Raw genomic sequence first — 23,118 nt, forward strand, 5'->3', positions numbered from 1 at the left:
TTAAAAAGAAGGAGGGAAATTCAAAATGGCGATTAAAAAGTATAAACCAACCAGTAATGGTCGTCGTGGCATGACTACTTCAGATTTTGCTGAAATCACGACTGACAAACCAGAAAAATCGTTGCTTGCACCGCTTCACAGAAAAGGCGGACGTAACAACCAAGGTAGATTGACTGTTCGTCATCAAGGTGGCGGTCACAAACGTCAATACCGTATCATCGACTTTAAGCGTGATAAAGACGGTATACCTGGACGCGTTGCTACAATCGAGTATGATCCAAACCGTTCAGCGAACATCGCTCTTGTAAACTATGCAGATGGTGAGAAACGTTACATTCTTGCTCCGAAAGGAATCCAAGTTGGTACTGAAGTTACTTCTGGACCAGAAGCTGACATCAAACCAGGTAATGCTCTTCCACTTATCAACATCCCAGTTGGTACAGTTGTGCATAACATTGAATTAAAACCAGGTAAAGGTGGACAATTAGTTCGTTCTGCTGGTACTTCTGCTCAAGTTCTAGGTAAAGAAGGTAAATACGTTCTTGTACGTTTGAACTCTGGTGAAGTACGCATGATCCTTTCTGCTTGCCGTGCGACTATCGGTCAAGTTGGAAACGAACAACACGAACTAATCAACATCGGTAAAGCTGGACGTTCTCGCTGGAAAGGCGTACGCCCAACAGTTCGTGGTTCTGTAATGAACCCTAACGATCACCCACACGGCGGTGGTGAAGGACGCGCTCCAATCGGACGTAAATCACCAATGTCTCCATGGGGTAAACCGACTCTTGGATTCAAGACTCGTAAGAAAACCAACAAGTCTGATAAATTCATTGTACGTCGTCGTAAAAACAAGTAACGGGGTTGTCTACGGTTCATTTAGGACCGTAGTTCAATCACGAAGGGAGGTTCCACAATGGCTCGCAGCTTAAAAAAAGGACCATTTGTTGATGATCATTTGATGGCTAAAGTCGAGAAATTGAATGAAACTGACAAAAAGCAAGTCGTAAAAACTTGGTCTCGTCGTTCTACAATTTTCCCACAATTCATCGGTCACACAATCGCTGTCTATGACGGACGCAAACATGTACCTGTTTTCATTTCTGAAGATATGGTAGGTCACAAATTGGGCGAATTCGCACCAAGCCGTACTTACAAAGGTCATGCTAGTGACGATAAAAAAACAAGACGCTAATGAGAGGAGGCTTTTAAATGCAAGCTAAAGCTGTCGCAAGAACAGTCCGTATTGCTCCTCGTAAAGCACGTCTAGTAATGGACCTGATCCGAGGTAAGCAAGTAGGAGAAGCAGTTTCTATCTTAAACCTTACACCTAAGGCTGCTTCACCAATTATTGAAAAAGTATTAAAATCTGCTATCGCAAATGCTGAGCACAACTACGAGTTGGACGCTAACAGCCTAGTGATTACTCAAGCATTCGTTGACGAAGGTCCAACACTTAAGAGATTCCGTCCACGTGCTATGGGTCGTGCGAGCGCAATTAACAAACGTACTAGCCACATTACAATCGTTGTATCAGAAAAGAAGGAGGGATAATCCGTGGGTCAAAAGGTAAATCCAGTAGGTCTTCGTATTGGCGTCATTCGTGATTGGGAATCTAAATGGTTCGCAGGAAAAGATTACGCTGACTTCTTACATGAAGACTTGAAAATCCGTGAATTCATCAGCAAGCGTTTGTCTGACGCGTCTGTTTCTAAAGTAGAAATCGAACGTGCTGCAAACCGCGTAAATATCACAATCCACACGGCTAAACCAGGTATGGTAATTGGTAAAGGCGGATCTGAAGTTGAAGCACTTCGTAAAGCTCTTAACAGCCTAACTGGCAAACGTGTACACATCAACATTCTTGAAATCAAGAGAGCAGATCTTGATGCTCAGCTAGTTGCTGAAAACATCGCTCGTCAACTTGAAAATCGTATTTCATTCCGTCGTGCACAAAAACAAACAATCCAACGCACAATGCGTGCTGGAGCACAAGGAATCAAAACAATGGTTTCTGGTCGTCTTGGCGGTGCAGATATTGCTCGTTCTGAATATTACAGTGAAGGTACTGTTCCATTGCACACACTTCGTGCTGACATCGACTATGCTACTGCTGAAGCTGATACTACTTATGGTAAGCTTGGCGTAAAAGTATGGATCTATCGTGGAGAAGTCCTTCCAACTAAGAAGAATACTGCGGAAGGAGGAAAATAATATGTTATTGCCAAAACGCGTGAAGTATCGCAGAGAACATCGTGGAAAAATGCGTGGTCGTGCAAAAGGCGGTACTGAAGTACATTTCGGTGAGTTCGGTATCCAAGCTCTTGAAGCTTCTTGGATCACTAACCGTCAAATCGAAGCTGCTCGTATTGCTATGACTCGTTACATGAAACGTGGCGGTAAAGTTTGGATCAAAATTTTCCCTTCTAAGCCATACACAGCTAAACCTCTAGAGGTCCGCATGGGTTCCGGTAAAGGTGCTCCAGAAGGCTGGGTAGCTGTAGTAAAACCGGGCAAAGTTTTATTTGAAATTTCTGGTGTGTCTGAAGAAGTTGCTCGTGAAGCTCTTCGTCTTGCATCTCACAAATTGCCAATTAAAACGAAGTTCGTAAAACGTGAAGAAATTGGTGGTGAATCAAATGAAAGCTAATGAAATTCGTGACCTTACCACTGCTGAAATTGAACAAAAAGTAAAGTCTCTTAAAGAAGAACTTTTCAATCTTCGTTTCCAATTAGCGACTGGGCAGCTTGAAAACACTGCTCGCATTCGTGAAGTGCGTAAATCAATCGCACGCATGAAAACTGTGATTCGTCAAAGAGAAATCGCTGCTAATAAATAATAATTAGAGGGGAGGCCCCGCAAACATGAGCGAACGTAACCAACGTAAAGTGTATCAAGGTCGTGTTGTTTCTGACAAAATGGATAAAACCATCACTGTTGTAGTTGAAACATACAAAAAGCATTCACTTTATGGCAAACGTGTAAGATACTCTAAAAAGTTCAAAGCACATGATGAAAACAACCAAGCAAAAATCGGAGACATCGTAAAGGTCATGGAAACTCGTCCATTATCTGCGACTAAACGCTTTCGTCTAGTTGAAGTTGTCGAAGAAGCTGTTATTATCTAATAAAGTTCGGATTTCTTTTTCCGAAGGGAGGTAACATTAATGATTCAACAGGAGACTCGTTTAAAAGTAGCTGACAACTCTGGCGCACGCGAAGTACTAACGATTAAAGTTCTTGGTGGCTCTGGACGTAAAACGGCTAACATCGGTGATGTCATTGTTTGTACGGTTAAACAAGCAACACCAGGAGGCGTTGTCAAAAAAGGTGAAGTTGTGAAAGCAGTTATCGTTCGTACTAAGAGCGGAGCTCGCAGAAACGATGGATCTTACATCAGTTTTGATGAAAATGCATGTGTCATCATCCGTGACGACAAGAGCCCACGTGGAACTCGTATCTTCGGACCAGTAGCACGTGAACTTCGTGAAAATAACTATATGAAAATTGTTTCTTTAGCACCAGAAGTACTTTAATGAATACAATCCGCGACTCAAGGAGGTGCGATTAAATGCATGTTAAAAAGGGCGATAAAGTAGTGGTTATCTCTGGTAAAGATAAAGGTAAACAAGGTGTCATCCTTGCTGCTTTCCCTAAAAAGGACCGTGTTTTAGTAGAAGGTATTAACCTTGTGAAAAAACACTCTAAACCAACCCAAGCTAACCCTCAAGGCGGAATTTCTGAACAAGAAGCGCCGATCCACGTATCAAACGTAATGCCGCTTGATCCTAAAACGGGTGAAGTGACACGTATTGGATATAAAGTTGAGGACGGAAAGAAAGTCCGTGTAGCGAAAAAATCTGGGCAAGTTCTAGATAAATAGTAAATAAGGAAGGGAGGTCTTTCTCATGAACCGCCTTAAAGAAAAGTATGTAAAAGAAATTACACCTGCATTAGTTTCTAAGTTTGAATACAAATCAGTAATGCAAGTGCCAAAAATCGAAAAAATCGTGATCAACATGGGTGTTGGTGACGCCGTTCAAAACGCTAAAGCAATCGATACTGCTGTTGAAGAATTAACGTTTATCGCTGGTCAAAAACCTGTCGTTACTCGTGCGAAGAAGTCTATTGCTGGATTCCGTCTACGTGAAGGAATGCCAATCGGTGCGAAAGTAACACTTCGCGGAGAGCGCATGTACGATTTCCTTGATAAACTTATTTCTGTATCTTTACCACGTGTACGTGACTTCCGCGGGATTTCTAAGAAATCTTTCGACGGTCGTGGAAACTACACGCTTGGTATTAAAGAACAGTTAATCTTCCCAGAAATTGATTACGATAAAGTAACAAAAGTCCGCGGTATGGATATCGTTATCGTTACGACTGCCAACACGGACGAAGAAGCACGTGAGTTATTAACTCAAGTAGGTATGCCGTTCCAGAAATAATCAATGAAAGGGAGGCGAAATCGTGGCTAAAAAGTCTATGATTGCGAAACAACAACGCAAACAAAAGTTTAAAGTTCAAGAGTATACGCGCTGCGAACGTTGTGGACGTCCACATTCAGTAATTCGCAAGTTTAAACTTTGCCGTATTTGTTTCCGCGAACTTGCATATAAAGGACAAATTCCTGGCGTTAAAAAAGCCAGCTGGTAATCCCCATAAATGGGAAGGAGGTTATTAAATAATGGTTATGACAGATCCGATTGCAGATTTGCTGACTCGTATTCGCAATGCGAACATGGTACGTCATGAGAAGCTAGAAGTACCGGCTTCAAAAATCAAAAGAGAAATTGCTGAAATCTTAAAGCGTGAAGGTTTTATCCGTGACGTTGAGTACGTCGAAGACAGCAAACAAGGAATTATCCGTTTGTTCCTTAAATACGGCCAAAACAACGAACGTGTTATCACTGGTCTTAAAAGAATCAGTAAACCTGGTTTACGCGTATATGCGAAATCAAATGAAGTACCACGTGTACTTAACGGACTTGGAATCGCAATTATTTCTACATCACAAGGTGTTTTATCGGACAAAGAAGCCCGTGCTAAACAAGCTGGTGGAGAAGTACTTGCTTACGTATGGTAAAAAAAGTTTAAGATGAATGGAGGTGCTTGGTATGTCTCGTATAGGTAAAAAGCTAATCGAGATCCCTTCAGGAGTAACTGTGACAAACAACGATAACACAGTGACAGTAAAGGGACCAAAAGGTGAACTAACTCGTGCATTTCACCCTGATATGGAAATTAAAATTGAGGACAACGTCTTAACTGTAAGCCGTCCGTCTGAAAATAAAGAACACCGTGCATTACATGGTACAACACGTAGCTTAATTGCAAACATGGTTGAAGGTGTATCTAAAGGTTTCGAAAGAGGTTTAGAACTAATCGGTGTCGGTTACCGTGCAGCTAAATCTGGAAACAAACTTGTTCTTAACGTTGGATACTCTCACCCAGTTGAAATCGTTCCTGAGGCTGGAGTTGAAGTAGAAGTTCCATCTCAAACGAAAGTAATCGTTAAAGGTATCGATAAAGAGCGTGTAGGAGCTCTAGCTTCTAACATCCGCGCTGTCCGTGCTCCAGAGCCTTACAAAGGTAAAGGAATTCGTTACGAAGGTGAATTCGTTCGCCGTAAAGAAGGAAAAACTGGTAAGTAAGATCGCTTAATGTGAAGAAAGGAGTGACTCGGATGATTACGAAAACTAGCAAAAACGCTACTCGTCTTAAAAGACACGCTCGTGTTCGTGCGAAACTTTCAGGTACTGCTGAAAGACCTCGCCTTAACGTTTTCCGTTCTAACAAGAACATCTACGCTCAAGTAATTGATGATGTTAACGGTGTAACACTTGTAAGTGCTTCTACTCTTGATAAAGAGTTAAAGATCGAGAATAGTTCTGACGCTGCAGCTGCTACTAAAGTTGGCGAACTTGTTGCAAAACGTGCTGTTGAAAAAGGCATCTCTAACGTGGTATTTGACCGCGGAGGATACTTATATCATGGACGTGTAAAAGCTCTAGCTGAAGCTGCTCGTGAGGCTGGACTTAAATTTTAATAAAAGAAGGAGGGACACATCCGAATGAGTCGTATTGACCCAAGCAAATTAGAGTTAGAAGAACGCTTAGTTACGGTTAACCGGGTAGCGAAAGTTGTTAAAGGTGGACGTCGTTTCCGTTTTGCAGCTTTAGTTGTTGTCGGTGACAAAAACGGTCATGTAGGATTCGGTACTGGTAAAGCACAAGAAGTACCAGAAGCGATCCGCAAAGCTGTTGAAGACGCGAAAAAGAATTTAATTGAAGTACCAATGGTTGGAACTACAATTCCACATGAAATCATCGGTCGATTCGGTGCAGGAAACGTTCTATTGAAGCCTGCTTCAGAAGGTACAGGAGTTATCGCTGGAGGCCCAGTGCGTGCGGTACTTGAGCTTGCTGGTCTAGCTGATATCCTTTCTAAATCTCTAGGTTCTAATACACCGATCAACATGATCCGCGCAACACTTCAAGGTTTAAGTGAACTTAAACGTGCTGAAGATGTAGCGAAGCTTCGTGGAAAATCTGTAGAAGACCTGTTAGGATAAGGAGGGAACAATAATGGCAAATAAATTAGAAATTACCCTCAAACGCAGTGTAATCGGTCGCCCAGAAGATCAGCGTGTCACTGTTCGTACTCTTGGTCTAAAGAAAACAAACCAAACAGTCGTACATGAAGACAATGCAGCGATCCGCGGCATGATTAACAAGGTGTCTCATTTAGTTTCTGTTAAAGAACAATAAAACATTTTTAATCGATAAGGAGGTGCCCAAATGAAACTTCATGAATTGAAGCCTTCAGAAGGTTCACGTAAAGTACGCAACCGTGTTGGTCGTGGTATTGGATCAGGTAACGGTAAAACTTCTGGTAAAGGTCATAAAGGTCAAAACGCTCGTTCTGGCGGCGGTGTACGCCCTGGATTCGAAGGTGGTCAAATGCCTTTATTCCAACGCCTTCCAAAACGTGGTTTTACAAACATCAACCGTAAAGATTACGCGGTAATCAACTTAGACAGATTAAACAGTTTTGACGAAGGAACGGAAGTCACTCCTGAACTTCTTCTAGAGACTGGTGCAATAAGCAAGTTAAAAGCAGGAGTAAAAATTCTTGGCAACGGTAAATTAGAAAAAAAATTAACTGTAAAAGCCAATAAATTCTCTGCTTCTGCTAAAGAAGCGATTGAAGCTGCTGGCGGTACAGCCGAGGTGATCTAACTTGTTTAAGACAATCTCCAATTTTATGCGCGTGAAAGATATACGGAATAAGATTATATTTACACTTTTAATGTTAGTCGTCTTTCGTATAGGTGCTTTCATCCCTGTGCCTAATGTGAACGCCGAAGTTCTCCAGGCACAGGATCAAATGAGTGTTTTCGGAATCCTCAACACGTTTGGGGGCGGGGCACTTTTCCAATTCTCCATTCTTGCAATGGGGATTATGCCGTATATCACTGCTTCGATCATCATCCAGCTCTTGCAGATGGATGTTGTACCGAAGTTTACTGAGTGGTCAAAGCAAGGAGAGGTTGGCCGCCGAAAATTAGCACAATTCACAAGGTATTTTACAATTGTTCTAGGATTTATCCAGGCGTTAGGAATGTCATATGGATTTAACAATATGGCAGGAGGCATGCTGATTGAAAACCCAGGTGTTTCAACGTATCTCTTAATTGCGGTCGTACTCACTGCGGGAACAGCATTTTTAATGTGGCTGGGAGAGCAGATTACTGCTCACGGTGTTGGTAACGGTATTTCGATTATTATCTTTGCCGGTATCATCGCAGGTATCCCTCAAACATTAAAGCAAGTGTACGCTCAGCAATTTGTAGGTGGAGATGGACAGCTGTTCATGCAAATCCTGAAAATTGCCCTTATTGTGATTGCTATTCTTGTCATTGTTATCGGTGTTATTTACATTCAAATGGCAGTGAGAAAGATTGCGATTCAATATTCAAAAGGAACTGGCCGTGCACAAATGTCTGCTAGTCAAGCAACGCACCTTCCATTGAAAGTGAATCCAGCAGGGGTGATTCCAGTCATCTTTGCCGTTTCGTTCATTATTACTCCGCAGACGATCGCATCGTTCTTCGGAACAAATAATGTGACAACCTGGATAACTAACAACTTTGACTATACTAAGCCAATCGGTATGACGATTTATGTAGCACTGATTGTTGCTTTCACATATTTTTATGCCTTTGTCCAAGTAAACCCTGAACAAATGGCTGAAAATCTGCAAAAGCAGGGTGGCTATATCCCGGGAGTTCGTCCAGGGAAAATGACTCAAGATAGAATTACGAGCATTTTGTACCGACTCACGTTTGTGGGCGCCATTTTCTTAGCCGTGATTTCAATACTTCCTATCTTTTTCATTCAATTCGCTGGATTACCTTCCGCTGCACAAATTGGCGGCACAAGTCTTCTCATTGTTGTAGGTGTTGCACTTGAAACAATGAAACAGCTTGAAAGCCAATTAGTGAAACGAAACTACCGTGGATTTATGAAATAAAACAGAGGGCTGGGCTCCTGCCCAACCTCTCTAAGTAAGGAAGGGGAAATCCGAAATGAACTTAGTCTTAATGGGGCTTCCGGGTGCTGGTAAAGGCACTCAGGCAGAACGAATTGTTGATGATTATGGGATCCCTCATATCTCAACAGGAGATATGTTCCGTGCTGCTATGAAAGAGGAGACACAACTTGGACTCGAAGCAAAATCCTTTATCGATAAAGGAGAGCTTGTTCCTGATGAGGTCACAATCGGTATTGTTAGAGAAAGACTTGGCAAGAATGATTGTGAACAAGGTTTTCTTCTGGACGGATTTCCGCGAACTGTCGCTCAGGCTGAAGCTTTAGAAGACATTCTAAAGGACCTTGGCAGAACGATTGATTATGTCATTAATATTAAAGTCGATAAAGATGCTTTGATGGAGCGTCTGACTGGCCGAAGAATTTGCAAAGATTGCGGAGCAACATATCATTTAGTATTCAATCCACCTGCGAAAGAAAATGTTTGTGACAAGTGTGGAGGCGAGCTTTATCAACGTGCAGATGATAATGCAGAAACCGTTTCGACAAGACTTGAAGTGAACTTAAAGCAGACTGAACCTTTACTGAATTTCTATTCAGAAAAAGGATATCTTGCAAACATTGATGGTGCGAAGCACATTAACGATGTTTACGCTGATATTAAGGACCTGCTTGGGGGATTAAATAAATGATTATCTGTAAAACTCCTCGCGAGCTTGAGATTATGAGAGAAGCTGGACGCATTGTCGCACTGACTCATGAAGAGCTGAAGAAACACATAAAACCAGGTATTTCGACAAAAGAATTGGATCAAATTGCCGAACGTTTTATTACAAAGCAGGGTGCAATCCCATCTTTTAAAGGGTATAATGGTTTTCGCGGGAGCATTTGCGTTTCGGTGAATGAAGAACTCGTTCACGGTATTCCTGGTAAACGGGTTTTACGTGATGGAGACATCATTAGTATCGATATCGGCGCAAAGTTAAATGGCTATCATGGTGACTCTGCTTGGACTTATCCAGTTGGGGTAATCAGTGATGAGGACCGCAAACTACTGGAAGTCACAGAGGAATCTCTATATAAGGGCTTACAGGAAGCAAAGCCAGGTGAACGTCTGTCAAACATTTCCCATGCCATACAAACGTATGTTGAAGATGAGAATTTCTCAGTTGTTAGAGAATATGTTGGACATGGGGTCGGACAGGATCTTCATGAGGACCCTCAAATTCCTCATTATGGTCCGCCGAACAAAGGCCCACGGCTCAAACCTGGAATGGTGTTGGCCATCGAACCGATGGTGAACGCAGGCAGCCGATATGTGAAAACACTGGCTGATAACTGGACGGTTGTAACGGTTGATGGGAAAAAGTGTGCTCACTTTGAGCATACGATTGCGATTACAGATACAGGTTTTGATATACTGACTAAGATTTAGGTCTTCACTGAAGCCTTTCAGGCCCAAATCGGGCAGGTTGTCTGTATAGTCCAAGGAAAGAACAAGATCAGTATACAGTTGTCATCGGCGTGTTCGATGGCTGCCATGTACTAATCGCAGACGGAGAAAAGCGTAAATTCATTCTCCTAAGAAAAAATATCAATCATTTAACCTTTTATGATTGCGTATCTCCGGAAGTTCAGAACAGTATATTCAAAACAGGTCGGGTGATAGATGGACAATTGAGAACATCTCATTTGGACATTTATCAGAGAGCAAGTTACTGATTTGAAGAAGGGAGAACACTTGAATGGCGAAAGACGATGTAATTGAAGTGGAAGGTACTGTAGCAGAAACTTTGCCAAATGCAATGTTCAAAGTTGAACTAGAGAATGGTCATACAGTTTTGGCTCATGTATCAGGAAAAATCCGTATGCACTTCATTCGCATTTTACCTGGAGACAAAGTTACGGTAGAATTATCTCCATATGACTTAACTCGTGGTAGAATTACGTACCGTTACAAATAAAGCAACTCCGGAAGAAGGAGGTTGGAAACACATGAAAGTGAGACCATCTGTTAAACCTATCTGTGAAAAATGTAAAGTGATTCGCAGAAAAGGAAAAGTAATGGTGATCTGTGAAAACCCAAAACATAAACAAAAACAAGGCTAATAACAAGGAGGTGCCCAAATCATGGCTCGTATTGCTGGTGTAGATATTCCACGTGATAAGCGTGTTGTCATTTCTTTAACATATGTTTTTGGAATTGGTCGTACGACGGCTCAACAAGTCCTTAAAGAAGCAGGTGTTTCTGAAGACACTCGCGTTCGCGATCTAACTGAAGACGAACTAGGTAAAATCCGTGATATCATTGACAAACTTAAAGTAGAAGGTGACCTTCGTCGTGAAGTTTCACTTAACATTAAGCGTCTAATTGAAATCGGAAGCTACCGCGGAATCCGTCATCGTAGAGGACTTCCTGTTCGTGGACAAAACACAAAAAACAACGCGCGCACTCGTAAAGGTCCGCGTCGTACTGTAGCTAACAAGAAAAAATAAGTAAAGGAGGTAGTTAAAGAATGGCTGCTGCTCGTAAACAAAATACGCGTAAACGTCGCGTGAAAAAGAATATTGAAGCTGGAATCGCTCATATCCGTTCCACTTTCAACAACACGATTGTAACGATTACTGATGTTCATGGAAACGCAATTTCTTGGTCAAGTGCTGGTGCATTAGGATTCAGAGGTTCTCGTAAATCTACTCCTTTCGCTGCACAAATGGCTGCTGAAACTGCTGCTAAAGGTTCTATCGAACATGGTCTTAAAACACTTGAAGTAACTGTTAAAGGTCCTGGTTCTGGTCGTGAAGCTGCAATTCGTGCGCTTCAAGCTGCAGGTCTTGAAGTTACTGCAATCAGAGACGTAACTCCAGTTCCTCATAACGGATGCCGTCCACCAAAACGTCGCCGCGTGTAATTTGTTTGTATAGATTTTGTGTCCCTGTCAATAATGGGTTATGATACAGTTATTTATGAGACGAATACACGACTCGTTGCCTGAGCACATACGGGACTAAACAATGAGGAATTTCGGATGGAATCTCATATGATTCTATTCGAGGTTTCGACGTTTTGAAGGAGGGTTTTATTAGATGATCGAAATTGAAAAACCAAAAATCGAAACGGTTGAAATCAGCGACGATGCCAAGTATGGCAAGTTTGTCGTAGAGCCACTTGAGCGTGGATATGGTACCACTTTAGGGAACTCCCTTCGTCGTATCCTTTTATCCTCACTTCCTGGTGCAGCTGTAACATCGATCCAGATAGATGGTGTCTTACACGAATTCTCAACGATCGAAGGCGTGGTTGAAGATGTTACAACGATTATCTTAAACATTAAAAAGCTTGCACTCAAAATCTACTCTGAAGAAGAGAAGACGCTTGAAATTGATGTACAAGATGAAGGAACTGTAACAGCTGCTGATATTACACACGACAGCGATATTGAAATCTTAAATCCAGATCTTCACATCGCAACTCTTGGCAAAAATGCGAGCTTCCGTGTTCGTTTGACTGCACAAAGAGGTCGCGGGTATAATCCTGCTGATGCAAACAAAAGAGACGATCAGCCTATCGGCGTGATTCCGATCGACTCAATCTATACACCTGTATCTCGTGTAACTTATCAAGTGGAGAACACCCGTGTTGGGCAAATCACAAACTATGATAAATTAACACTAGATGTATGGACTGATGGAAGCACAGGACCGAAAGAAGCGATCGCTCTAGGTTCTAAGATTTTAACTGAACACCTAAATATTTTCGTTGGGTTAACTGACGAAGCTCAGCATGCAGAAATCATGGTTGAAAAAGAAGAAGACCAAAAAGAAAAAGTGCTTGAAATGACAATTGAAGAGCTTGATCTTTCTGTTCGTTCTTACAACTGTTTGAAGCGTGCGGGTATTAACACTGTTCAAGAGCTTGCTAACAAGACAGAAGAGGATATGATGAAAGTTCGTAACCTTGGACGTAAATCTCTTGAAGAAGTGAAAGCGAAACTAGAAGAACTTGGACTGGGTCTTCGTAAAGACGATTGACTAGTTTCATTGTGAACTAGGATTTTCGTGTGTTTTTTATTCATACAGCATCTCTAATTAAGGAGGGGACATCACATGGCATACAGAAAGCTAGGACGCACTAGTGCACAACGTAAAGCAATGCTTCGTGACCTAACGACTGATTTGATCATCAACGAACGCATCGAAACAACTGAAACACGTGCGAAAGAACTTCGCTCTGTAGTTGAAAAAATGATCACTCTTGGCAAACGCGGAGATCTTCATGCTCGCCGTCAAGCTGCAGCTTACATTCGTAACGAAGTAGCTAACGCTGAAACAAACCAAGATGCACTTCAAAAATTATTCGCTGACGTTGCAACTCGCTACGAAGATCGCCAAGGTGGATACACTCGTATCATGAAGCTTGGACCTCGTCGCGGCGATGGCGCACCAATGGCTGTCATTGAATTAGTTTAATCACATATCGTGTATCTAAGAAAGGGCGGGACAGTTCATAACTGGATCTATGCCCTTTTTTAGATACTACGGCTTTTTAGCAATAGGCAAAGTAGAGGTTGAGCTGAGAGGAGGTCCGGTAGAGATGGAGAAGACATTAATTGACGTAAAAGACATTGTATTTCGTTATCACAAAGATGCGGACAAGCCCGCTTTAGACCAAGTGTCATTGCATGTGAATCAAAATGAATGGCTTGCCATTGTTGGCCACAACGGTTCAGGTAAATCCACACTTGCCCGTGTACTGAATGGGCTCATTTTACCGGATGCAGGAACGGTCAAGGTTGGTGAGATTGAGCTGAAAGAAGAAAGTGTTTGGGATATTCGCAAAAAGGTCGGCATGGTCTTTCAAAACCCAGACAACCAATTCGTTGGCTCAACGGTTCGTGATGATGTGGCTTTTGGTTTAGAAAATAACGGGGTTGAGCGGGAATTGATGATAGAGCGTGTAGATTGGGCTGTCAAACAGGTCAATATGCAGGAGTTTCTTGATCAAGAGCCGCACCATCTATCAGGCGGGCAAAAGCAGAGAGTAGCGATCGCTGGTGTACTTGCCGCAAGCCCTGACATCATGATCTTGGATGAAGCAACATCAATGCTTGATCCGATTGGCCGTGAAGAAGTGTTAGAAACCGTCAGACTACTGAAGGAACAAGGAACGGTCACGGTCATTTCCATCACACATGATTTAGACGAGGCTGCGAAGGCAGACCGCGTTATTGTGATGAATGGCGGGAAGAAATTTGCCGAGGGAACACCAGAGGAAGTATTTGAACTAGATGAACAGCTGGTTCAGATTGGACTTGATCTGCCATTTTCCTACCGGTTGAGTAAGCAATTGAAGCAGCAAGGTGTGCCGCTTGCAAATGCCCATTTGACACAAGAAGGATTGGTGAAAGAGCTATGGACATTACGATCAAAGAATTAGAGCATCGTTATCAAATGAAAACGCCGTTTGAGCGTCTCGCTTTGTATGATGTCAATGCTTCCATCAAAGAAGGCAGCTATGTTGCTGTCATCGGTCATACGGGTTCTGGCAAGTCGACATTGTTGCAACATTTAAATGGACTGCTCAAACCAACAAAGGGGAGCATTGCGCTTGGAGATACGGTCTTACAAGCCAATAAGAAGCAGAAGGAACTGAAATCTCTTCGCAAAAAGGTAGGTATCGTGTTTCAGTTTCCTGAACACCAGCTCTTTGAGGAGACGATTCTGAAGGATATCTGTTTTGGTCCGATGAATTTCGGCGTTCCAAAAGAAAAGGCAGAAGCCAAGGCTAAAGAGATGCTGAAGCTTGTAGGCCTTCCTGAATCCTTGTTATCTCGATCACCCTTTGAATTAAGCGGTGGTCAAATGAGACGTGTGGCGATTGCAGGTGTACTAGCGATGGAGCCAGAAGTGCTTGTGCTTGACGAGCCGACTGCGGGATTAGATCCACGCGGACGTAAAGAAATCATGGACATGTTCTATGAGCTTCATCAAAAAGCCAACCTGACGACGATCCTTGTGACACACAGTATGGAAGATGCCGCTCATTATGCGGATCAAATGATTGTGATGCACAAAGGAACAGTGAAGGCGACAGGTACGCCGAGGGAGCTATTTGCCAATCGTACAGACATGTCTTCTTTCGGACTGGACCTCCCGGAAACGATCAAATTCCAGCAGGCTGTCGAAGAAAAGCTGGGGATGACGTTTCCAAGACCGCTTCTGACCATGGATGAAATGGCAGAAGCCTTAACAGCTTTATATCAGGAGGACACGACATCATGATGGATAGTATGATTATCGGCAAATATGTGCCGGGTACATCTTTTGTCCATCGTCTTGATCCAAGGACAAAGCTGTTATCAATTTTCTTTTTTGTCTTTATTGTCTTTTTTGCGAATAACTACATCACTTACGGGCTTTTAGGTGTCTTCACTATTCTTGTGGTGATGGTGTCTCAGGTGCCGCTGTACTTTATTCTCAAAGGAATGAAACCCATCCTTTGGATTGTTCTGTTTACCTTTATTCTGCATATCTTCATGACAAAGGATGGCGCTTTGCTCTTTCACTTTGGTTTTCTGAATATTTATGAAGAAGGTCTAAAACAGGGGATTTTCATTTCACTCCGTTTTGTCTATCTCATCATGATGACAACACTTCTGACGTTGACCACAACACCTATTGAAGTGACAGACGGTATGGAGAAGCTGCTGCATCCTTTCCGTAAAATCAAGCTGCCTGTTCATGAGCTTGCTCTTATGATGTCTATCTCTCTTCGATTTATTCCGACTTTACTCGAAGAAACAGACAAAATCATGAAAGCACAAATGGCAAGAGGTGTTGATTTTACAAGCGGACCCGTGAAAGATCGTTTAAAAGCGATTGTCCCATTGCTTGTCCCGCTTTTCGTCAGTGCGTTTAAGCGTGCGGAGGAATTGGCGACCGCTATGGAAGCGAGAGGCTACCGTGGGGGAGAAGGTCGTACGAAATACCGTCAGCTTGTCTGGGGAATGAAAGACACGTTCACGCTGCTTCTATTCATCCTGTTAACAGCACTCCTTGTGCTGCTTAGAAATTAGGTGATGCCTAGATGAAAGTAAAATGTACCGTATCATACGATGGGACACATTTTAAAGGGTATCAAGTGCAACCAGGACAGCGAACCATTCAGACGGAGATTGAATCTGCCCTTGCTAGAATGCATAAACAAGACGAACTGATTCCGATTGTGGCTTCCGGCCGGACAGACAGTGGCGTTCACGCAAAGGGGCAGGTCATCCATTTTGACACCCCGCTTGCCATCCCGATGGAAAGATGGCCTTTTGCCCTCAACAGCTTGCTGCCAGATGACATTCGTGTTCTAAAGGCTGAAGAAGTGGATGAATCGTTTCATGCACGTTTTAGTGTCGTTTCGAAGGAGTACCGTTATAAGGTCTCAACGGAAACGCACCAAAATGTGTTCACTAGACAGTATGCCTGTCATTATCCTTACCGGCTTGATGCAGACAAAATGAGAGAAGCTGCTGGGCACCTGATTGGCACACACGATTTCACAAGCTTTTGTGCGTCCAATACAGAGGTTCAGGACAAGGTGAGGGAGATTTATGCCCTTGAGTGGAAAAACGTCTCAGACGGGCTTGAAATGCGTGTGAGAGGGAATGGCTTTTTATACAACATGGTGCGAATTATAGCCGGCACGTTACTTGAAATTGGTTCTGGTAAATTTCACCCTGAGGAGATAAAAGCCATGCTTGCCGCCCGAAATCGCGAAGCGGCAGGCAAGACTGCGCCCAGTCACGGACTGTATTTATGGGAAGTTTTCTATGACAACTAAACCAGGTGTAACATGTTCTTGACACAGGAAGCAGAAAGTTATAAGATATCATATGGTATGTATTTCAACCCCACAAATAAGCCCCGGAAGACTTATCTGTGTTTTGAAATAGAACGTAGCATTTGATTCAGGAAAATTCATTGATTTATTTAGGAGGGAAACTCATGCGTACAACACCAATGGCGAACGCAAGCACAATTGAGCGCAAATGGCTAGTGGTTGATGCGGCAGGCAAGACTCTAGGTCGTCTTTCTACTGAAGTAGCATCACTTTTGCGCGGTAAGCACAAACCAACTTATACACCACACGTTGACACAGGTGATCACGTGATCATCATCAATGCTGAGAAAATCGAATTAACTGGTAAGAAATTGACGGACAAAATTTACTACCGTCATACGATGCACCCAGGTGGTTTGAAACAAAGAACTGCTCTTGAGATGCGTACAAACTACCCTGAAAAAATGTTGGAGCTTGCTATCAAAGGTATGCTTCCAAAGGGTCCACTAGGTCGTCAAATGTTCAAAAAATTAAATGTGTACCGTGGTTCTGAGCATCCACATCAAGCACAACAACCTGAAGTTTACGAACTTCGCGGTTAATTATAAGGGAGGTTAACAATTTGGCACAGGTTCAATATTACGGTACAGGTCGTCGTAAAAGTTCTGTAGCGCGCGTTCGCTTAGTTCCAGGTGAAGGCCGTATCGTCGTTAATAATCGTGAAATTACTGAATACATTCCATTCGCTGCTTTAATCGAAGACGTGAAACAGCCTTTGAACATCACAGAAACAGCTAACAGCTACGATGTTCTTGTAAATGTTCACGGTGGTGGATTCTCTGGTCAAGCTGGAGCAATTCGTCACGGTATCTCTCGTGCTCTTCTAGAAGTAGATCCTGAGTACCGTACACCACTTAAACGTGCTGGACTTCTTACTCGTGACTCTCGTATGAAAGAGCGTAAGAAATACGGTCTTAAAGGCGCACGTAGAGCTCCTCAGTTCTCGAAGCGTTAATTATCAATTTATCAATGTTCCAAGACTCTTTTCACTTTTGTGGAAAGGGTCTTTTTTATTCTTTAAAAGTGGATAAGTTGAATCATTCAAAAAAATAAAGAAACAGATCAGTATTGAAAGTTAAGCGGGTACGAAAAACAGAGCCCGGCCTTTTGGAATAACTGGAAAAGAGGGAGTTGGGGATATAAGAACTTCTGTATCGAATTTGAATATAGAATTGTCCTATATAATGCTGTATTAATCTTATGAGAAGTTATATTAAAAATATTAACTGAAATAAAAGCAGGATAAATTACCAGTATTTTATAAAAATACTATATTTTGTTGACACCCCTTGGAAAATATTCTAGTATATAGGATGTGTTCTAAAAGGGTTATTTGTTTAGTAAAAATCCTAAATATCTCTTTTATTAATGAGCTCTAGAAATACTAAACAAGTTCTTTTGGAAATATTAACTAAGGGGGTGTAAAGGTGAAAAAAGTTGTATTATCTCTGCTAACAGTCGGAATGATTTTATGTGGATTTTCTTCTTTTTATTCAGCTTCTTCTCTCGAACCAAACAAGGTAGTTTTAGAGGAGAATCCTGAAGTCAATGGCGTTGAAACAGCTAGTAAAACAAGAGCTGTTGTTGAAGGCGTTAAATTCTGGGGGAAAGAAGCGTTAAAAATGTTCTTCAATAATGGAGGAATGGGTAGTCCTGGAAAAGACGAGTATGTAGCTACTAAAGACTTAGAATCAGCATTCGACAATTAATAAAAGAAGAATAGATGAACGTTCATCTATTCTTCTTTAGATACAAAGACAGGTGGGAAAATGAGTAAATTCAAAAAAATAAATATTAAGATAGTTATAATATTAATGTTAACGTTGGTTTTTTTTATACATAATATATTAATCATTATCTCTTCTGGTCCAACAAATCCATTATCCGCTAAATATTCAAACATAGCAAAGACTTATACTTCGTCTATATTCTCTCAAAATTGGCACCTTTTTGCTCCGGACCCTATAAGAAATAATGTGAATCTTTATATACAGGTATCTAATAATCCAAACAATACTGATAGTAGTGAATGGTTAAATATATCTACACCTCTAAATGAAGCAGGTAAAAAAATGTTTTCGCCGTTTAATAGAACATCTAGACTTGTTTCAGGAATTTTCTTAGATATGAGAGGTGAAAATTTAGCAGATGACCTTTTTTATAAATATGTCGAGGAGAAAAATAGAACAGCACCAGAAGATCCTATAAACAAATTATATGAGGAGAAAAAAAAGGAAACAAGGAAAATAGCTGAAGAGAACCTATTTAAATTTGTTTCGTTCTATATAAAAAAATATACCTCCACTGATAAAACTTTTTTTAGAGTGAGAATAATTTCAAAAGACACAGTTCCTTTTTCTAAAAGGAATACAAAAGACTATGAACCAAAAACTCTTCATAGTGAAACAACAGAATGGAATAAAATTTCAGAGTACTACTGAGTATATTGAGATGTGGTGGAATAATGCAGAGGTTACAAAATAAAATAATTGTTTTCTTTACAGAGGATAGATTTAGTATTGCTACGAGTATCCTAAGAATTATATTTGGTGTTATTATTTTATTTAACTATATGATCTTATATAGTCAGCGTCATTTTCTATTCTCGGAACAAGGGTACAATACTCTAATTGGAAATACGCTTTCACTATATAGTTTATCAAACTCTATTATCTATTTTGATGTATTATACCATCTCGGTATAATAGTTGCTGTATTATATACAGTTGGTTTTATGGGAAGATGGAGCAGTGTATTAAATTACTTATTGTATTTTTCTTTAAATGAAAGATTTTACCATATTGGTGATGGTGGAGATAACATAATGATTATAGCGCTTTTTTTCCTTATGTTCACAAATTCCACGAAATACTTTACTTTAACAAATAAAAAGCAGAGTATTAAGACTAATGAATTGTCACTAATTCTTCATAATTTTGCAGTGTACTTTATATTAGCACAGGTTTTAATATTGTATCTCCTCTCTGCTACTTATCAATTAATGGGGGAATCATGGAATTCAGGGGTAGCAATATATTATATATCTCAAATAGAATCATTATCTACTAAAATATTTCAACTACTTCACACGGATTTTATTTACCTTGGTGTGATTTTAACTTATGCAAGTATTTATGTTAAATTTGCATTTGTATTTCTTGTGTTTAATCGGAGAACTAAATTATTAGCCGTCTGTTTAATAAGTATTTTCCATCTAGCCATTGGTATAGGGATGGGACTGTACACATTTTCACTTATAATGATTTCATTAGAGCTATTATTCTTCACTAATGATGATTATAGATTCTTTTATCGGAAGATTTCGACTTTAACTAGAGAGATTAAGAGAGTTTCTTTAGTTTGTACGGAAAGTTTTTCAAAGAAATATTTAAGCAATTTTAAGCATATGGTTTATTATGATGGAGATTGCAAGTTTTGCATATCCACTATTAGAAGACTGAAAAAATATGATTGGTTTCATTTAATTGTATTTATTAACTTTAGAAAGGCTGAAGTGTTTGGGAATATTGCTAAAGAAGATTTGGAGAAGAGAATGCATAGTTGGAATATCAACAAAAAGGAAAATATTTTTAATGGAGTGGACTCTTTTATTCAAATAAGTAAACGTCTTATTCCTCTTTGGTTTTTATTACCTTTTTTGTATGTCTCTAAATGGCTCGGTATAGGAAATTTATCATATGATTATATAGCATCGAGGAGAAGTGTAATTCCTTCAGGAAAGTGTAATAACGATAGTTGCTATATAAAAGATTAAAGAGGGATGATATGTTAATATTAATTATTGTGTCAATTATTTTTATATTGTTAATTTACATCTCAATAGACATTTTCCTTTATCGTAAAAATAAAAAGAAAAACATTTATGATTTGCTGAATTTTTTAGAAAAAAATAAAAAAGATTTATCAGTAACAATTATAGAAAATGATGTGAAGACATTAGAGTACAATGGTGACGTAAAAGTCCCTTTGGCTAGTACTGTAAAGCTAATAGTTGCTTATCATTTTGTAAAGGCAATAACCATGGGAAAACTGAAGCCTGATGAAGAAGTGAGTTTAAGTGATGTTGACAGGTTTTACATAGCTAGAACAGATGGAGGTGCTCATAAAGCCTGGATAAACATATCCGGCATTAAAAATAAAGTAACACTTTTGGATATTGCAAAAGGTATGATGCAATTTAGTTCCAATGCTTGCACCGATTTTTTAATGGATAAGATAGGTCTTAATAACATCAACGAAGGTATGTCTAAGTTAGACATAATAGATCATGATGATATATTTCCACTTACCCCTAATATGTTAACGCCGTCTTTTGTATTAGCTTCTAAAAGAGCTTCGTTAAAAAAAATTAAAACAATGTCTGATGATGATTATCGAAGGCTTATTTCTGAGATTTTTGAACTCATGAAGAACAACAATAAAGGAAAAATTGACCTTGAGAAAAGACTATTTAAGAAAAAGCTTTTGGGGTTCAAAATGCAATCAATTTTGACACAGAAATTGACTTATTCAACAACTAACGAATATTCAAAGTTAATGCTACGCTTTTATAAAGATTTGTTAACTGTAAAAGAGAAGGAAATGTTTGATGACATTTTGTTTGGCAGAAACTTAATAGAGGAAAAAGATCATTGTTTTTGGTTTAAAAGTGGAGCAACTCCTTTTGTTTTAACGTCTGCTTTATTTAAAGGAAGTAGTGATAATTCGATAGCAATATCACTTTTTATAAACGATAAGCGTGCATCTAATTCTTATTGGATACAAAATATATTTAATGATTTTGTGATAATGTTGGCAAAGGATAAAAAGTTCAGAGAAAAACTGATACTCTCGCTGAAAGATTAACTATGCCGTTAAATCGAATATTTTTTGAAAACAGAGGGGCAACTCCCCTCTGTTTTTTCATTTCTTTATTGGGGAAATTTGTACACAGCTTGGTGTTTCTCCTTTAAATTGACTACACCCTCGACAAGATCTTTTTCCCAAAGCGCTGGGTAGATTTTGTAATCCTTAAAAGTGTGAGGCAGCATCTTCTCTAGTATCTGTCTTTTAAACGTGACGGCTGGCTCGTCTTTAGAGCTCATCCTAAGTGTCACTTGCTCTACATTATCGACAAGAATAAAAAGTGCGATTGCGTTGTATAAATACGTTTTTTCGACCGTGTCCTTTTAATCAAACCAGAAGGCGTCTGTATAGCCGGCATTTTCTTTTTCTCCATACGTGACGTCTAATACTTTTCCATTCTGATTGTTCACAGGCCGCCATTTCCATTTACTGAACTGCATGTTTTGTTCAAACCAACGAACAATACAAAGAAAAAAAGGAGTTCAGTCCATGGCAGAAGTTCTTTCATTTTATCAATTGAAAACAAAACGAGATGTCACGCTTGAAAAGAAGCTGTTGCGTACATTGTCTCTTCAACAGGTGACGATCGCTTCCGAGAAATTCACGAGGAAGCTGTTCCCATTTGCAGATGATCCAGCTGGGATTATGAGTGATGGCTGTATTGATTTCGCCATTGAGGCTTTTTTAGCAGGTGGGAGATACGGTGAGTCGAGTAAGTATGGTGAATCATTCGATGATATAAAAAAGCGGTCAGTTCATGAAGAAGATGAGCTGGTTGAGGAGCTAGCAGGGTGTTTGCAATCGTGGGGGAATATGTTCCGAATGGAGCGTAAGATGTCGTGTCTGTATCCATTTGCGAAGGAATTTTTAAGCATATGGTGGCAGGAAGGCTTTCGGGAATCAGAAAAAAGGCATAAGCTTCGACTGCACTAAGCATATTTCCAGCCCTTGTCCCATATCTATAAAATAATGGTGTATGGGAGGGACAGGGATGAAAAGAAAGCTGAAATGGACAGGGTTTTTAATCGGGTTTATTGTCCTCTTATTCTTATTCAGATTTCAGTTTCTAAATGATGATTCGTGGAAATCGTGGAACTTGCCTTTGAGCGGCAAGATCATCTATTTAGATCCGGGTCACGGCGGTCCAGATGGCGGTGCTGTTGGCGGCGAGTTGCTCGAAAAAGAGATTGCACTGGATGTGTCCATGAAGATAAGAGACTATTTGCAGGAGCAGGGAGCGCTTGTTCTCATGACCCGGGAAGATGACTCTGATTTATCATCAAAGAATACAAAGAGTTATGCCCGAAAGAAAGCGGAGGATTTGAGAAACCGTGTGAAAGTCATCAATGAGTCTGAAGCAGATCTCTATTTAAGTATTCATTTAAATGCGATCCCATCGAACAAATGGAGCGGGGCACAGACGTTCTTTTACGGAAAGTATGAAGAGAATGAAAAAGCAGCGAAGTTCATTCAAGATGAATTGCGCAACAACCTTGAAAACACAGATCGCAAGGCGAAGCGAATCAATGGGATTTATTTAATGCAAAATGTCACGAAGCCAGGAGCGCTTGTCGAAATCGGATTTTTATCGAATCCAAAAGAGGCTGGTCAGCTGGCGACTCCTAAATATCAGGATCAAATTGCTGCTTCGATTTATAAAGGCATTCTCAGATATTTAACAGAGCAAAAAGAGCCGCCTGAATAAGGGGCTTTTTCCTGTTTATCGCAGGCAAAGAGGACAGACATTGTAAGGATATGTATGATATACTTGGATTGTAAACGAATTCAATAAAGGGTGAGGTTCTGCT

38 protein-coding genes and 1 pseudogene are annotated in these 23,118 nt (G+C 40.4%); 38 read left to right on the forward strand and 1 reads right to left on the reverse strand.

The window, feature by feature from the left end; genetic code table 11:
• The first annotated feature begins 25 nt into the window (after positions 1-25).
• The 36 genes from rplB (at position 26) to NSQ11_RS00925 (ending at position 21,310) form a co-directional block, all read left to right on the forward strand.
• Positions 26-859 carry a 50S ribosomal protein L2 gene (gene rplB, locus NSQ11_RS00750; protein WP_007496314.1) on the forward strand — a complete coding sequence of 278 codons (834 nt, stop codon included), beginning with the start codon at positions 26-28 and terminating at the stop codon, positions 857-859.
• 57 nt (positions 860-916) lie between these two features.
• Positions 917-1,195: a 30S ribosomal protein S19 gene (gene rpsS / locus NSQ11_RS00755; RefSeq protein WP_003216920.1), complete on the forward strand. Its 279-nt coding sequence runs from the start codon at positions 917-919 to the stop codon at positions 1,193-1,195.
• A 17-nt stretch (positions 1,196-1,212) separates the two neighbouring features.
• Positions 1,213-1,554, forward strand: coding sequence for a 50S ribosomal protein L22 (gene rplV, locus NSQ11_RS00760; RefSeq protein ID WP_007496316.1), 342 nt, complete (start codon positions 1,213-1,215; stop codon positions 1,552-1,554).
• A gap of 3 nt (positions 1,555-1,557) precedes the next feature.
• Positions 1,558-2,214: a 30S ribosomal protein S3 gene (gene rpsC / locus NSQ11_RS00765; protein WP_003217241.1), complete on the forward strand. Its 657-nt coding sequence runs from the start codon at positions 1,558-1,560 to the stop codon at positions 2,212-2,214.
• A 1-nt stretch (position 2,215) separates the two neighbouring features.
• Positions 2,216-2,650: a 50S ribosomal protein L16 gene (rplP, locus tag NSQ11_RS00770; RefSeq protein WP_003225801.1), complete on the forward strand. Its 435-nt coding sequence runs from the start codon at positions 2,216-2,218 to the stop codon at positions 2,648-2,650.
• The gene (rpmC, locus tag NSQ11_RS00775; RefSeq protein WP_003217155.1) at positions 2,640-2,840 is read left to right on the forward strand and encodes a 50S ribosomal protein L29; all 201 of its coding nucleotides are present in this window, start codon (positions 2,640-2,642) and stop codon (positions 2,838-2,840) included. The genes rplP and rpmC overlap by 11 nt, the downstream gene beginning before the upstream one ends.
• A 25-nt stretch (positions 2,841-2,865) precedes the next feature.
• On the forward strand, positions 2,866-3,129 hold the full coding sequence (gene rpsQ / locus NSQ11_RS00780) for a 30S ribosomal protein S17 (RefSeq protein ID WP_003216906.1): 264 nt from the start codon (positions 2,866-2,868) through the stop codon (positions 3,127-3,129).
• A 39-nt stretch (positions 3,130-3,168) separates the two neighbouring features.
• The gene (gene rplN, locus NSQ11_RS00785) at positions 3,169-3,537 is read left to right on the forward strand and encodes a 50S ribosomal protein L14 (protein ID WP_003216882.1); all 369 of its coding nucleotides are present in this window, start codon (positions 3,169-3,171) and stop codon (positions 3,535-3,537) included.
• Between the two features lie 35 nt (positions 3,538-3,572).
• Entirely contained in the window at positions 3,573-3,884 is a 312-nt protein-coding gene (gene rplX / locus NSQ11_RS00790) for a 50S ribosomal protein L24 (RefSeq protein ID WP_007496325.1), read from the forward strand.
• A gap of 25 nt (positions 3,885-3,909) precedes the next feature.
• On the forward strand, positions 3,910-4,449 hold the full coding sequence (rplE, locus tag NSQ11_RS00795; protein ID WP_003217159.1) for a 50S ribosomal protein L5: 540 nt from the start codon (positions 3,910-3,912) through the stop codon (positions 4,447-4,449).
• A gap of 22 nt (positions 4,450-4,471) precedes the next feature.
• Complete coding sequence (rpsN, locus tag NSQ11_RS00800) at positions 4,472-4,657, forward strand: 30S ribosomal protein S14 (RefSeq protein WP_008356542.1); 186 nt, start codon at positions 4,472-4,474, stop codon at positions 4,655-4,657.
• Positions 4,658-4,688: 31 nt separating this feature from the next.
• Positions 4,689-5,087 carry a 30S ribosomal protein S8 gene (rpsH, locus tag NSQ11_RS00805; protein WP_007496327.1) on the forward strand — a complete coding sequence of 133 codons (399 nt, stop codon included), beginning with the start codon at positions 4,689-4,691 and terminating at the stop codon, positions 5,085-5,087.
• Positions 5,088-5,118: 31 nt separating this feature from the next.
• Positions 5,119-5,655, forward strand: coding sequence for a 50S ribosomal protein L6 (rplF, locus tag NSQ11_RS00810; RefSeq protein ID WP_008345395.1), 537 nt, complete (start codon positions 5,119-5,121; stop codon positions 5,653-5,655).
• 32 nt (positions 5,656-5,687) lie between these two features.
• The gene (gene rplR, locus NSQ11_RS00815) at positions 5,688-6,050 is read left to right on the forward strand and encodes a 50S ribosomal protein L18 (protein WP_003216951.1); all 363 of its coding nucleotides are present in this window, start codon (positions 5,688-5,690) and stop codon (positions 6,048-6,050) included.
• A 24-nt stretch (positions 6,051-6,074) separates the two neighbouring features.
• Positions 6,075-6,575 carry a 30S ribosomal protein S5 gene (rpsE, locus tag NSQ11_RS00820; protein WP_007496332.1) on the forward strand — a complete coding sequence of 167 codons (501 nt, stop codon included), beginning with the start codon at positions 6,075-6,077 and terminating at the stop codon, positions 6,573-6,575.
• Positions 6,576-6,588: 13 nt separating this feature from the next.
• The gene (rpmD, locus tag NSQ11_RS00825; RefSeq protein WP_003217067.1) at positions 6,589-6,771 is read left to right on the forward strand and encodes a 50S ribosomal protein L30; all 183 of its coding nucleotides are present in this window, start codon (positions 6,589-6,591) and stop codon (positions 6,769-6,771) included.
• Positions 6,772-6,801: 30 nt separating this feature from the next.
• Positions 6,802-7,242 (forward strand): 50S ribosomal protein L15, encoded by a 441-nt coding sequence (gene rplO / locus NSQ11_RS00830; protein WP_003216888.1) that lies wholly within the window; start codon positions 6,802-6,804, stop codon positions 7,240-7,242.
• 1 nt (position 7,243) lies between these two features.
• Positions 7,244-8,536, forward strand: a complete 1,293-nt coding sequence (gene secY, locus NSQ11_RS00835; protein ID WP_007496334.1) for a preprotein translocase subunit SecY — start codon at positions 7,244-7,246, stop codon at positions 8,534-8,536.
• Positions 8,537-8,591: 55 nt separating this feature from the next.
• A complete protein-coding gene (locus tag NSQ11_RS00840) occupies positions 8,592-9,245 on the forward strand; it encodes an adenylate kinase (protein WP_007496336.1) in 654 nt (217 codons plus the stop codon).
• On the forward strand, positions 9,242-9,988 hold the full coding sequence (gene map, locus NSQ11_RS00845) for a type I methionyl aminopeptidase (protein ID WP_017359166.1): 747 nt from the start codon (positions 9,242-9,244) through the stop codon (positions 9,986-9,988). Before NSQ11_RS00840 ends, map begins: the two co-directional genes overlap by 4 nt.
• Positions 9,989-10,298: 310 nt before the next feature.
• Positions 10,299-10,517 carry a translation initiation factor IF-1 gene (gene infA / locus NSQ11_RS00850; protein WP_003217190.1) on the forward strand — a complete coding sequence of 73 codons (219 nt, stop codon included), beginning with the start codon at positions 10,299-10,301 and terminating at the stop codon, positions 10,515-10,517.
• A gap of 31 nt (positions 10,518-10,548) precedes the next feature.
• Complete coding sequence (rpmJ, locus tag NSQ11_RS00855) at positions 10,549-10,662, forward strand: 50S ribosomal protein L36 (protein ID WP_003156543.1); 114 nt, start codon at positions 10,549-10,551, stop codon at positions 10,660-10,662.
• A 21-nt stretch (positions 10,663-10,683) separates the two neighbouring features.
• Positions 10,684-11,049 carry a 30S ribosomal protein S13 gene (rpsM, locus tag NSQ11_RS00860; protein WP_003217023.1) on the forward strand — a complete coding sequence of 122 codons (366 nt, stop codon included), beginning with the start codon at positions 10,684-10,686 and terminating at the stop codon, positions 11,047-11,049.
• Positions 11,050-11,069: 20 nt separating this feature from the next.
• Positions 11,070-11,465 (forward strand): 30S ribosomal protein S11, encoded by a 396-nt coding sequence (rpsK, locus tag NSQ11_RS00865; RefSeq protein ID WP_003217231.1) that lies wholly within the window; start codon positions 11,070-11,072, stop codon positions 11,463-11,465.
• A 175-nt stretch (positions 11,466-11,640) separates the two neighbouring features.
• Complete coding sequence (locus NSQ11_RS00870) at positions 11,641-12,585, forward strand: DNA-directed RNA polymerase subunit alpha (protein WP_003217009.1); 945 nt, start codon at positions 11,641-11,643, stop codon at positions 12,583-12,585.
• Positions 12,586-12,660: 75 nt separating this feature from the next.
• Complete coding sequence (gene rplQ, locus NSQ11_RS00875; protein WP_003216944.1) at positions 12,661-13,023, forward strand: 50S ribosomal protein L17; 363 nt, start codon at positions 12,661-12,663, stop codon at positions 13,021-13,023.
• 124 nt (positions 13,024-13,147) lie between these two features.
• The gene (locus NSQ11_RS00880; RefSeq protein WP_008345218.1) at positions 13,148-13,990 is read left to right on the forward strand and encodes an energy-coupling factor ABC transporter ATP-binding protein; all 843 of its coding nucleotides are present in this window, start codon (positions 13,148-13,150) and stop codon (positions 13,988-13,990) included.
• Positions 13,966-14,835 (forward strand): energy-coupling factor ABC transporter ATP-binding protein, encoded by an 870-nt coding sequence (locus NSQ11_RS00885; RefSeq protein ID WP_007496346.1) that lies wholly within the window; start codon positions 13,966-13,968, stop codon positions 14,833-14,835. The genes NSQ11_RS00880 and NSQ11_RS00885 overlap by 25 nt, the downstream gene beginning before the upstream one ends.
• Complete coding sequence (locus NSQ11_RS00890) at positions 14,832-15,629, forward strand: energy-coupling factor transporter transmembrane protein EcfT (RefSeq protein WP_008345215.1); 798 nt, start codon at positions 14,832-14,834, stop codon at positions 15,627-15,629. Before NSQ11_RS00885 ends, NSQ11_RS00890 begins: the two co-directional genes overlap by 4 nt.
• A gap of 11 nt (positions 15,630-15,640) precedes the next feature.
• Complete coding sequence (gene truA / locus NSQ11_RS00895) at positions 15,641-16,384, forward strand: tRNA pseudouridine(38-40) synthase TruA (protein ID WP_108611655.1); 744 nt, start codon at positions 15,641-15,643, stop codon at positions 16,382-16,384.
• 164 nt (positions 16,385-16,548) lie between these two features.
• Entirely contained in the window at positions 16,549-16,986 is a 438-nt protein-coding gene (rplM, locus tag NSQ11_RS00900; protein ID WP_003217042.1) for a 50S ribosomal protein L13, read from the forward strand.
• Positions 16,987-17,006: 20 nt separating this feature from the next.
• Positions 17,007-17,399 carry a 30S ribosomal protein S9 gene (gene rpsI / locus NSQ11_RS00905; protein WP_007496354.1) on the forward strand — a complete coding sequence of 131 codons (393 nt, stop codon included), beginning with the start codon at positions 17,007-17,009 and terminating at the stop codon, positions 17,397-17,399.
• Between the two features lie 472 nt (positions 17,400-17,871).
• A complete protein-coding gene (locus NSQ11_RS00910; RefSeq protein ID WP_048240159.1) occupies positions 17,872-18,153 on the forward strand; it encodes a hypothetical protein in 282 nt (93 codons plus the stop codon).
• 60 nt (positions 18,154-18,213) lie between these two features.
• On the forward strand, positions 18,214-18,885 hold the full coding sequence (locus NSQ11_RS00915) for a DUF5819 family protein (RefSeq protein ID WP_076822525.1): 672 nt from the start codon (positions 18,214-18,216) through the stop codon (positions 18,883-18,885).
• Between the two features lie 23 nt (positions 18,886-18,908).
• Positions 18,909-20,219 (forward strand): DCC1-like thiol-disulfide oxidoreductase family protein, encoded by a 1,311-nt coding sequence (locus NSQ11_RS00920; RefSeq protein ID WP_076822528.1) that lies wholly within the window; start codon positions 18,909-18,911, stop codon positions 20,217-20,219.
• 11 nt (positions 20,220-20,230) lie between these two features.
• The gene (locus tag NSQ11_RS00925; RefSeq protein WP_076822530.1) at positions 20,231-21,310 is read left to right on the forward strand and encodes a serine hydrolase; all 1,080 of its coding nucleotides are present in this window, start codon (positions 20,231-20,233) and stop codon (positions 21,308-21,310) included.
• 65 nt (positions 21,311-21,375) lie between these two features.
• On the opposite strand, the pseudogene NSQ11_RS00930 reads toward NSQ11_RS00925, so the two are convergent.
• Positions 21,376-21,615 (reverse strand): annotated as a pseudogene (locus tag NSQ11_RS00930) (DUF4825 domain-containing protein); the annotation flags it as partial.
• A 184-nt stretch (positions 21,616-21,799) separates the two neighbouring features.
• Between NSQ11_RS00930 and NSQ11_RS00935 the strand changes: the two are divergent.
• Positions 21,800-22,243 (forward strand): YbaK family protein, encoded by a 444-nt coding sequence (locus tag NSQ11_RS00935; RefSeq protein ID WP_046342462.1) that lies wholly within the window; start codon positions 21,800-21,802, stop codon positions 22,241-22,243.
• Positions 22,244-22,301: 58 nt separating this feature from the next.
• The gene (cwlD, locus tag NSQ11_RS00940) at positions 22,302-23,015 is read left to right on the forward strand and encodes an N-acetylmuramoyl-L-alanine amidase CwlD (protein ID WP_046526520.1); all 714 of its coding nucleotides are present in this window, start codon (positions 22,302-22,304) and stop codon (positions 23,013-23,015) included.
• Positions 23,016-23,118 lie beyond the last annotated feature (103 nt).

Origin of the sequence: Bacillus sp. FSL W7-1582 (assembly GCF_038593325.1) — a bacterium.
GTDB classification, from domain to species: domain Bacteria; phylum Bacillota; class Bacilli; order Bacillales; family Bacillaceae; genus Bacillus; species Bacillus altitudinis.

Bases quoted from the DNA above. Each gene is read 5' to 3' on its own strand.
- NSQ11_RS00925 (WP_076822530.1), top strand. From the start codon at position 20,231: ATGTTAATATTAATTATTGTGTCAATTATTTTTATATTGTTAATTTAC.
- truA (WP_108611655.1), top strand. From the start codon at position 15,641: ATGAAAGTAAAATGTACCGTATCATACGATGGGACACATTTTAAAGGG.
- rplN (WP_003216882.1), top strand. From the start codon at position 3,169: ATGATTCAACAGGAGACTCGTTTAAAAGTAGCTGACAACTCTGGCGCA.
- NSQ11_RS00870 (WP_003217009.1), top strand. From the start codon at position 11,641: ATGATCGAAATTGAAAAACCAAAAATCGAAACGGTTGAAATCAGCGAC.
- cwlD (WP_046526520.1), top strand. From the start codon at position 22,302: ATGAAAAGAAAGCTGAAATGGACAGGGTTTTTAATCGGGTTTATTGTC.
- NSQ11_RS00915 (WP_076822525.1), top strand. From the start codon at position 18,214: ATGAGTAAATTCAAAAAAATAAATATTAAGATAGTTATAATATTAATG.
- rplF (WP_008345395.1), top strand. From the start codon at position 5,119: ATGTCTCGTATAGGTAAAAAGCTAATCGAGATCCCTTCAGGAGTAACT.
- NSQ11_RS00880 (WP_008345218.1), top strand. From the start codon at position 13,148: ATGGAGAAGACATTAATTGACGTAAAAGACATTGTATTTCGTTATCAC.
- rpsH (WP_007496327.1), top strand. From the start codon at position 4,689: ATGGTTATGACAGATCCGATTGCAGATTTGCTGACTCGTATTCGCAAT.
- rplV (WP_007496316.1), top strand. From the start codon at position 1,213: ATGCAAGCTAAAGCTGTCGCAAGAACAGTCCGTATTGCTCCTCGTAAA.
- rpsK (WP_003217231.1), top strand. From the start codon at position 11,070: ATGGCTGCTGCTCGTAAACAAAATACGCGTAAACGTCGCGTGAAAAAG.
- rplP (WP_003225801.1), top strand. From the start codon at position 2,216: ATGTTATTGCCAAAACGCGTGAAGTATCGCAGAGAACATCGTGGAAAA.
- map (WP_017359166.1), top strand. From the start codon at position 9,242: ATGATTATCTGTAAAACTCCTCGCGAGCTTGAGATTATGAGAGAAGCT.
- rpsQ (WP_003216906.1), top strand. From the start codon at position 2,866: ATGAGCGAACGTAACCAACGTAAAGTGTATCAAGGTCGTGTTGTTTCT.
- rplO (WP_003216888.1), top strand. From the start codon at position 6,802: ATGAAACTTCATGAATTGAAGCCTTCAGAAGGTTCACGTAAAGTACGC.
- rpsS (WP_003216920.1), top strand. From the start codon at position 917: ATGGCTCGCAGCTTAAAAAAAGGACCATTTGTTGATGATCATTTGATG.
- rpmC (WP_003217155.1), top strand. From the start codon at position 2,640: ATGAAAGCTAATGAAATTCGTGACCTTACCACTGCTGAAATTGAACAA.
- NSQ11_RS00885 (WP_007496346.1), top strand. From the start codon at position 13,966: ATGGACATTACGATCAAAGAATTAGAGCATCGTTATCAAATGAAAACG.
- NSQ11_RS00920 (WP_076822528.1), top strand. From the start codon at position 18,909: ATGCAGAGGTTACAAAATAAAATAATTGTTTTCTTTACAGAGGATAGA.
- infA (WP_003217190.1), top strand. From the start codon at position 10,299: ATGGCGAAAGACGATGTAATTGAAGTGGAAGGTACTGTAGCAGAAACT.
- rpmJ (WP_003156543.1), top strand. From the start codon at position 10,549: ATGAAAGTGAGACCATCTGTTAAACCTATCTGTGAAAAATGTAAAGTG.
- NSQ11_RS00840 (WP_007496336.1), top strand. From the start codon at position 8,592: ATGAACTTAGTCTTAATGGGGCTTCCGGGTGCTGGTAAAGGCACTCAG.
- rpsE (WP_007496332.1), top strand. From the start codon at position 6,075: ATGAGTCGTATTGACCCAAGCAAATTAGAGTTAGAAGAACGCTTAGTT.
- rplX (WP_007496325.1), top strand. From the start codon at position 3,573: ATGCATGTTAAAAAGGGCGATAAAGTAGTGGTTATCTCTGGTAAAGAT.
- rplR (WP_003216951.1), top strand. From the start codon at position 5,688: ATGATTACGAAAACTAGCAAAAACGCTACTCGTCTTAAAAGACACGCT.
- NSQ11_RS00935 (WP_046342462.1), top strand. From the start codon at position 21,800: ATGGCAGAAGTTCTTTCATTTTATCAATTGAAAACAAAACGAGATGTC.
- rplQ (WP_003216944.1), top strand. From the start codon at position 12,661: ATGGCATACAGAAAGCTAGGACGCACTAGTGCACAACGTAAAGCAATG.
- rplB (WP_007496314.1), top strand. From the start codon at position 26: ATGGCGATTAAAAAGTATAAACCAACCAGTAATGGTCGTCGTGGCATG.
- rpsM (WP_003217023.1), top strand. From the start codon at position 10,684: ATGGCTCGTATTGCTGGTGTAGATATTCCACGTGATAAGCGTGTTGTC.
- NSQ11_RS00890 (WP_008345215.1), top strand. From the start codon at position 14,832: ATGATGGATAGTATGATTATCGGCAAATATGTGCCGGGTACATCTTTT.
- rplE (WP_003217159.1), top strand. From the start codon at position 3,910: ATGAACCGCCTTAAAGAAAAGTATGTAAAAGAAATTACACCTGCATTA.
- rpmD (WP_003217067.1), top strand. From the start codon at position 6,589: ATGGCAAATAAATTAGAAATTACCCTCAAACGCAGTGTAATCGGTCGC.
- rplM (WP_003217042.1), top strand. From the start codon at position 16,549: ATGCGTACAACACCAATGGCGAACGCAAGCACAATTGAGCGCAAATGG.